The sequence below is a fragment of the Archangium sp. genome (assembly GCF_036389735.1).
Classification (GTDB): Bacteria; Myxococcota; Myxococcia; order Myxococcales; family Myxococcaceae; genus Archangium.
On the sequence record NZ_DASVWK010000251.1, the window covers coordinates 1 to 2,624 of the forward strand.

At 68.8% G+C, this 2,624-nt stretch carries 2 protein-coding genes; both read right to left on the reverse strand.

The genetic code is table 11. The annotated features are described in order from the left end of the window. Window positions 1-244 precede the first annotated feature (244 nt). A complete protein-coding gene (locus VF794_RS09165) occupies window positions 245-1,693 on the reverse strand; it encodes a POT family MFS transporter (protein ID WP_331108834.1) in 1,449 nt (482 codons plus the stop codon). A gap of 41 nt (window positions 1,694-1,734) precedes the next feature. Continuing rightward, window positions 1,735-2,624: hypothetical protein (locus VF794_RS09170; RefSeq protein ID WP_331108836.1), on the reverse strand; the 890-nt coding region annotated here is incomplete at its 5' end.

A 2,624-nucleotide genomic window follows, 5' to 3' on the forward strand; every position in this document is an offset into this window, starting at 1 on the left:
CTTCCTGGCCATCACCATCGCCACCGCCGCGGCGGGCGCGGTGCTGCTGGCCCTGGCGCCGGTGCTCAAGCGGATGATGCACGGGGCGGACGCGACGAACTCCGTGCCGGACGAGCAGCCGGCCTCGGAGCCCAAGACCCACGTGGCGACCTCGGGCTGAGGCCGTAGGGTCATCCCCGCATGAAAAAAGGGCCCCGGGCTTCAAGCTCGGGGCCCTTCGTGTTTCCAGCTCCAGCGCCTGCTGTCAGCCCACGGTGGCGGGCGGAGGCTGGGCCCGGTCCGGCACGGGGCCGCTCGCGTCGAACTGGTAGTAGTCACGCACCTTGTAGCTTCGGGCCATGAGGGCCATGGCGACGGCGGCCAGCAGCGCGAGGCCTCCGTAGAAGAAGAACTGGCCGGCGCCGGTGAAGACGTTGAGCGCGGCGGCGATGGCCACGGCCACGTTGGCCAGGGTGGTGGTGAGCAGCCAGAGGCTCTGGATGATGCCCTTCATCTCGCGCGGGGCCTGGGTGTAGGCGAACTCGAGGCCCGTGGTGGAGACGAGGACCTCCGACAGCGTGAGGACGATGTAGGGCAGGAGCTGCCAGGAGATGTTGAGCGTGGAGCCCCGCTCGATGAGCACCTGGTAGTAGCCGGCGATGGCGTACGAGAACGCGCCCACCGCGAGTCCCAGCGGCATGCGGCGCAGCGGGGTGAGCTCCCAGCCGCCGCGCTGGAAGAGGGGGTACACCACGCCCACGAGCAGGGGGATGAGGATCATCACCAGCAGCGGGTTGATGAACTGCATCTGGCTGGGCTGGAAGGTGATGGGGCCCACCTGGGGATCCATGGCGCGCGCCTGGATGACCCAGGTGGAGGCCTTCTGGTCGAAGAGCATCCAGAAGAACGGGATGGTGGGGAAGATGAGGCCGCTGATGCGCAGGACGGCCCTGGCGCCCTCCACGGCCTCGGGGGGGTGCTGCTTCCTGGCGCCATCGAGCCAGTGCCCGCCCGGCGTGCGCTCCCGGTGGGAGAGCGCGGAGAAGATCACCTTGAGGAAGGAGTGGGGGTTGGGGCCGGTGGGGGGCACCACCACGTAGTGCCGGCGGCCCGCCCAGAAGATGATGGTGGCGACGAACATCAGCAGGCCGGGGATGCCGAACGCCACGGCGGGCCCCAGGTGCTTGAGCGTCAGCGGGATGAGCAGCGAGGCGAAGAAGGAGCCGAAGTTGATGGTCCAGTAGAAGATGGCGAAGACCTTCTTCACCAGGTGCTTGTTGGACTCGTTGAACTGGTCTCCCACCATGGCGCTCACGCACGGCTTGATGCCGCCGCTGCCCAGGGAGATGAGGAACAGGCCCGTGTAGAAGCCCGTGGCGTTGTTCTCGAAGACGGCCAGGCACGCGTGGCCCAGGCAGTACACGAGGCTCAGCGACAGGATGACCTTGAACTTGCCGAACCACCGGTCCGCGAGGTAGCCGCCCAGCAGCGGGAAGAAGTACACGCCCGCCATGAAGAGGTGCATCATGCTCTTGGCCTGGGCGGAGCGGGCGCCCTCATCGGGGACGGCGTTGCGCAGCAGGTAGTCGATGAGGAACACCGTGAGGATGTTCCGCATGCCGTAGAAGCTGAAGCGCTCGCAGGCCTCGTTCCCGATGATGAAGGGAATCTGCGGCGGGAAGCGGTTGGGGGTCGTGGCGGGGGTGTCTCCCATGGCGCGGAAGAAAGCACCACCCGCGAGGTGAAGTCACGCCCTCAGAGGTGCAGCGTCACGCCCGCGTAGGGGCCCGCGAAGAGTTCGCGGTTGACGTGCCCGTCCACCCGGCCCTGATCACTCAGGTAGATGGCCCGGTAGCCGCCGCGCAGCCCCACGACGTCCCAATCCACCGCGAGCCCGGCATCGCCGGTGAGCTGGGTGAAGGGCAGGGGCGTGAAGTTGGCGCTCGCCTCCAGCTTGAGCGGCCCCACCACGCGCAGCTGCGCGCTCGTGCCCAGGCCCGGCCCCAGCATGATGGCGTCCGGGGCGAAGGCCACATCCACGCCGCCGGAGACGCGCACGCGCAGGGACTTCTGGGACACCAGCAGCACGCTCGGCTTGAGGGACAGCAGGGAGATGTTGTCCCGGCCCGGGGAGCCATCATCCGTGGCCAGATCCAGGATGTTCAGCCGGGCGCCGAAGCCGTAGCGGACTCCCTCTCCCTGCATGCCGAGCCCCACGGCGAAGCCCTTCGCGACGAGGCCCGTGTCCGCGGTGAAGGCCACCTGGGGGGAAGGCTCGGACTCCGCGTCCACCCGCACGCTCGGGCGCGGCACCATCCGACGCCGCCACATCAGGTCGTAATGCCTGCCGAAGGGCCGGTACATGCCGGGCCCCAGGTAGGGCCAGGCCCACGCGGGGTCGTAGTAGTAGCGGGCCCAGGGATCGACGAAGCCGTAGTAGTACCCGGAGCCGTAGTACGGGTTGGGACGGGGCGTGCCCCCGCCGCTGCCCGGATGGGGCCGGGGGTTGTTCGTCGAGGGGGGCGAGGACGGCGAACTCGGCCGCGAGCGCTTGCCGAAACGCGCCTCGGCGGGGTTGGAACCGAGCCCCACCAGTGACACCGCCAGTACGAGCCCCCATTGTTTCCACATGGCCACGAGCCACC